Annotated in this window: 1 protein-coding gene; it reads left to right on the forward strand. The window is 65.0% G+C overall.

Features of this window, described 5'->3' with window-relative positions; translation table 11 throughout:
• Positions 1-127: 127 nt before the first annotated feature.
• Positions 128-357 (forward strand): transposase (locus VT52_RS34185; protein ID WP_079175459.1); only part of this gene is annotated, 230 nt, incomplete at its 3' end.

Consider the following 357-nt stretch of genomic DNA (forward strand, 5'->3'; position numbering starts at 1 on the left):
AGCTTGGCGTTTAACCTCGCGGGTCACTCGTCCTGCTGACCTGCGGTTCTTCACGGGACAGCGGAGACGGCCGTTCTCCACGCTTCGAGATGTCGAGTCACAAAGCACGAGAGAACGGCCGCTGCCCATGAGTCTGCCTGTCGGTGTGCCCGGAATCGAGGCGTTGGGCCTGTTGTCCCGCTTTCGGGTCGAGTTCTACGAGTGCCTCTACAAGCGGGCGGACGCGCTCTTCGAGCTCACCGACGCGGTGCTGTGCACGGACGGGCCGGTGAAAACCCTGGTCGAGCTCTCCTTGGCGGTCGAGCACCGACGCGGGCACGGTGCTCTGTACGCGGCCCTGGACCGTGGATGGCTGGA

Source organism: Streptomyces malaysiense (assembly GCF_000980885.2).
Lineage (GTDB): Bacteria > Actinomycetota > Actinomycetes > Streptomycetales > Streptomycetaceae > Streptomyces > Streptomyces malaysiense.